At 28.0% G+C, this 5,480-nt stretch carries 2 protein-coding genes and 1 pseudogene; 2 read left to right on the top strand and 1 reads right to left on the bottom strand.

The annotated features are described in order from the left end of the window. Positions 1-630: 630 nt before the first annotated feature. Positions 631-1,809, bottom strand: coding sequence for a tetratricopeptide repeat protein (locus tag Q1X91_RS14805; protein ID WP_300759251.1), 1,179 nt, complete (start codon positions 1,807-1,809; stop codon positions 631-633). A 136-nt stretch (positions 1,810-1,945) separates the two neighbouring features. Here Q1X91_RS14805 and recJ point away from each other — a divergent pair, with 136 nt between their 5' ends. Both recJ and Q1X91_RS14795 read left to right on the top strand, forming a co-directional pair. Then, entirely contained in the window at positions 1,946-4,105 is a 2,160-nt protein-coding gene (gene recJ, locus Q1X91_RS14800; RefSeq protein WP_300759246.1) for a single-stranded-DNA-specific exonuclease RecJ, read from the top strand. Between the two features lie 645 nt (positions 4,106-4,750). Next, positions 4,751-5,480 (top strand): annotated as a pseudogene (locus tag Q1X91_RS14795) (Rpn family recombination-promoting nuclease/putative transposase); the annotation flags it as partial.

Genomic DNA, 5,480 nt, shown 5'->3' with positions numbered 1-5,480 from the left:
CTTGATTATAGTCAGCTCTTACTGAATTAATTAAGTTTTTCAAAATACGTTCATGTCCTTCTTTAGCAAACAGATAACGCATAAAGTAGTCATTTAAAATATTAATATTTATCATAATATTATTATAATTAAATAATATATAAATGTCAAAGTATAATTTTTAAATTTATTCTAACTCCCACCCTCTAAATTCTTTAATCTTATACTGTTTTTTTAGCTTATTTTTATTTCTTTAGCTTTCACTGTTATTCTAGCTGCCCACCCAAGCGTTTTTTAAATTTTATAATGTTATTCAACGAACGCTAGACTTAATTTTTTATTTTAATAAAAATTAGAATTATTGATTAAGCTGTATTATAAAAATCCGCTCTGCGTGCGTTTAGGAAAGTTCAAATTTAAATAACGCTTTGGGCGGGGGCATTTTTAGAAGTAATTATATTAGAGATTTAATAAAAGTACGTATAAAAAAAGAAAGCTTTAAATCTAAAATGTCTGGAATGTAAATAAAATTTTTAAAATTATTTTCACTCCAACACTTAGTTATTTCATACTAATCATAACTAATAGTACTTACCTAAGTCTGCACAGATACAATAAAATAACTGGCGTACTTATAATAGAAACCAATTTTCAGTATATATTATTCTTACTGCAGAAATTTTTAGCAGCTTCCATATTAAGGTCTGCTAATTTTTTTATGCCGTCTTTTATTATTTCTTTTATATTATCATTAGCTAAACTATATGCTTTTTCAAAATCACTTTCGGCTTCCTGTATTAATTTATTATATTCATCACTGCTTACTTTATCTTTTCTAATGTATGCCATTTTTGATTTTGATATAGCTCTGTTGCAGTAACTTTCTGCATAATTAGGATTAAGCTCAATAGCCTTATCATAAAACTCAACGGCCTCATCATATATACCCAAGTGATTAATTGCAACTGCTTTATTATAGTATGCATCAGGGAATTGAGGCTCAAGTTCTATAACTTTATCAAAGTCTTCAATAGCCTCTTTATATTCTTCCATAGATGTTTTTACTATTCCTCTGTTATAGTATGCTTTAGAATATGTAGGATCAATTTTTATTATTTCATCAAAATCTTCTATAGAACCTTTATAGTTTTTTATATTAAATTTGGCATTAGCCCTGTTAAAATATGCTTCTATAAAATTTCTATTAAGATGCAAAGCATTTGTATAGTCATCTATAGCTTCATTATAGTATCCCAGCTTTTCTTTAACATTTCCCCTATTATTGTATGCATCAGCAAAATGGGAATTATACTCTATAGCCTTATCATATGCTTTTATAGCTTCTTTATAGCTGCCTACAGCATTATGTGATAAAGCCATATTATAATAAGCGTCAGAAAAATGAGGATAAACTTCTACAGCTTTATTATAATCCTCTATAGATCCTTTATAGTCTTTTAGGCTTGCTTTTGTGTTTCCTCTTACATAATATGCCTCTTCAAGGTTATAGTTAAGTTCTATAGCCTTATTAAAATCTTCAATAGCCTCTTTGCTGTTTCCGAGACTTCTGTTTAATATACCTCTGTTGTAGTAGGCGGCTGCAAATTTATCATTAAGGTTTATAGCCCAAGAATAATCTTCTATTGCACTTTTATATGAACTTTTATCATCTAAATTGGCTTTGGCATTGCCTCTATTATAATATGTTTCTGCAGAACTTGGGTCAAGTTTAATAGCTTCAGAAAAATAGTCTATAGCAGCTTTATAATCTTTATCATTAAAAGCATTATATGCATTCTTTAAAAATACACTTACATCCTTATCGCTCATAAATAAAAATCCTATAAATAGTATCGTATATTTTATTATATCTTGATAATTAAACCTTGTAAATAGCACTTGAAAGATTATTATAAATAAAATATACTATTAGACAATATTTATTAATTTAAGCGAAAAATAATATATGATAAACATAGATAATTTGCATCCTATAATGAAAGAATTATTAAATTTAAGAGGTATAACTTCTAAAGAGGATATATTTGATTTTTTCTTTCAGGATATATATTCCCTCTCAAATCCTTTTAATATAAAAGATGCTAATGTATTTGTAGAAAGATTAAAAGAAGCTATAGATAGTAATGAAAAGATATTAGTATACGGAGATAAAGATGCTGACGGCGTAACTGCAGCTTCTATAATATATAATACGCTAAAGATGGTTACAAAAAATGTTGAGGCATTTGTTCCTAATCATGAAACTGGATATGGGCTTTCAAAAACTGTTATAGAAGAGTATGCCAATTCAGGAGTAAGTCTTATTATTACAGTTGACTGCGGTATATCTAATGTAGAAGAGGTAGAGTTTGCCCGTGATCTTTCTATTGATATTATAGTAACTGATCATCATGATATACCAGAGATAATGCCTAATGCTTATGCTTTATTTAATCCTAAAATATCAAATACTGGTTTTGTTTCCAAAAATTTTTCAGGATGTGCTGTAGCTTTTAAGCTAATGCAAGCCTTTGTTTTTTCATATACTAAACTATATAATAAAGATATAATTGTGCTTGATTATGAGATAAATAAAAAAACAAATGCATTAAAAAGAATAAGGGCATTAAAGTCAGTAAACTTTGTTCCAAGCGATGAGGTATTTGGGTTTGAACTTGCAGGAGAAAACAGCTATAAGTCTATGTATATAGATTATTATGATGAACTTATCACAGAAGATGAAGTACTTGAGGAGCTTGCAAGCTATATGTTTGAAGGCGACGGTACAGTATTAGTACTTACTGGAGGAGAGGACAGATTAAAAAGGCTTATAGCTTTATATGAAAAATATGAAATATATCTTCCGGAATATGACAGTGTTTATGATCTGCTTCAGCTTGGTGCTAAGTACGGAAATGTTAATATAAAGACTACAAAAACTTTAGATGATTTTGCTTTGGCACTTAATATTAATATTTACAGATATGGTGAAATAGAGTACAGAGATTTAATTATTAAAACAGAAATATTCAGGCGTATGTTTTATATAAGCCAGAAAAATCTTCAGAACTATATACGTAAAAAATCTATACTTGTATTATTCGGAACTGTTGCTGATGTAGTGCCTCTTATAGAAGAAAACAGAGTGTATGTGAAATGTGCTTTAAAAGAATTAGAAAAGCCAAGCCATATAAGATATAGTGTTATGCTTGAGAAAATTAATTTATTAAATACAAAAGTAGATACACAAGTTATAAGCTGGAGAATAGCCCCTTTTATTAATGCTGCTGGAAGAATGGGGAGTGCTGAGACGGCATTAAAACTTCTTACCTCTGAACTAAAAGAAGATGCTGTAAGTTTGGCTGAAACAGTGTACAGTATGAATGAAACTAGAAAATCTCTTACAGAATCGAACTTCAATATAGTTAATGAATATATAAAAAATAATAGCTGCTTAAAACTTCCTCTAATAATCGTAAGAAGCAAAAAAATAGAACAGGGTTTAACAGGTCTTATTGCTGGTAAAGTATTAAGCGAATACGGTAAAACTGCTGTAATAATGCATGAAAGCGATGACGGTATTTGCGTAGGCAGCATAAGAAGCAGGGGCGATGATAATGCTAGGGATTTACTTGAGGCAGCAAGTGTGTATTTAAGTAAATTTGGCGGGCATAAAAATGCTGCAGGGTTTACTTTGGAATCTGCAAATTTTGATAAGTTTCAAAGCAAGATTATTAAATATGCAGCTAATCAGAACTTTAACACCGAAAAAGATCAGGATATATTTGATTTGGAGCTTAATTTTAAAAGTATAGATTTGAAATTAGCTAAAGATTTAGAGCTTTTTGAGCCTTATGGTGCTGGAAATGAAGAGCCTGTTTTTATGTCTAAAAATGTAAAAGTAAATGATATAAAGAAAATGCAAAAGAATAATAAACTGCATTTAAGGTTAGAATTATTACAGTTTGATAAAAAGATGAATGCTATTATTTGGAACAGCAGCGAAGAAGAGGTTTTAAAATTATTAAACTCTAATTATATAGATATTATTTATAAACTCAAAGTTAATAGATATGCAAACAGTGAGGATGCTAGAATATATATAGAAAACTATAAAGTTTTTTAATTGTAGTCTATAAAATATTCACTTTTATCAACGCACGCAGATCGGATTTTTATAATACAGCTTAATCAATAATTCTAATTTTTATTAAAATAAAAAATTAAGTCTAGCGTGCGTTAAAGAGTATTATAAATTTAAAAACGCTTGGGTGGGCAGACAGAATAACAGTTAAAGCTAAAGAAATAAAAAAAGCTAAAAATAACAGTATAAGATTAAAGAATTTAGAGGGTGGGAGTTAGAATAAATTTCAAAACTTCATTTTAATCCCCGCCCTTTTAGATTTAAGAGCTTTATTTTTTAATATATACTTTTATTAAATCTCTAAGATAATTACTTCTAAAAGTGCACCCGCCCAAGCTTGATTTAAATTTAACATTTTCCTAAACGCACGCAGAGCGGTTTTTTCAAATATAGATTAATCAATAATTCTAATTTTTATTAAGATAAAAAATTAAGTCTAACGTGCGTTGAATAACATTATAAAATTTAAAAACCGCTTGGGTGGGCAGACAGAATAACAGTTAAAGCTAAAGAAATAAAAAGAAGCTAAAAAAACAGTATAAGATTAAAGAATTTAGAGGGTGGGAGATAGAATAAATTTAAAAATTATACTTTGACATTTATATATTATTTAATTATAATAATATTATGATAAACATTAATGTTTTAAATGACTACTTTATGCGTTATTTGTTTGCTAAAGAAGGACATGAACGTATTTTGAAAAACTTAATTAATTCAGTAAGAGCCGACTATAATCAAGAGACTTTTGAAGAGATTAAAATTATTAATACTTTTAATCTTAAAGAAAGCGTTAATGACAAGCAGTCTATTGTAGAGCAGTTACCAAAAGCGGAGAAACTGTATTAATAGAAATACAAAGAGTAGGAAATCAGTCATTTGTATATAGAAGTTTGTATTACTGGGCTAAAGGCTACGTTGCTAATTTAAGAAACAATGAAAAATATAATGATTTAAAACAGGTTATAGTAATTAATATTTTAGACTTTAATTTGTTAAAAGGAATTGATAAAGAACATAGCTGCTATGTGATAAAAGAATTAGAAACCAATCATATATTAACTAATCACTTTGAGATGCATTTTCTTGAGCTGCCTAAATATTTAGCTAGTAATTCTAGTCTTAAAGATGGGTTATATGCTTGGTTTTATTTCTTAACACTAAAAGAAAAACAAACAAAAATGGAGGAAGTTATGGAAATATTAGCGAAAAAAAATCCTATAATGAAAGAAGTTTATGATGAATATAACAAATTTGTAAACACTAAAGATTTATTTGAAAATTATGCAGAATATGAAAAGAATTATTTTGATATATTAGCTTTAAGCGAAGAGAGAAGACTAGGAATAGAAGAAGG

Source organism: uncultured Brachyspira sp., assembly GCF_949287625.1.
Classification (GTDB): domain Bacteria; phylum Spirochaetota; class Brachyspiria; order Brachyspirales; family Brachyspiraceae; genus Brachyspira.
Note: the sequence above shows the minus strand (reverse complement) of the source record. Positions and strands in the feature narration are given on the sequence as shown.

What these genes read in the sequence shown, in the direction of transcription:
- Q1X91_RS14805 (WP_300759251.1), bottom strand. Translation starts at nt 1,809, where the DNA reads ATGAGCGATAAGGATGTAAGTGTATTTTTAAAGAATGCATATAATGCT.
- recJ (WP_300759246.1), top strand. Translation starts at nt 1,946, where the DNA reads ATGATAAACATAGATAATTTGCATCCTATAATGAAAGAATTATTAAAT.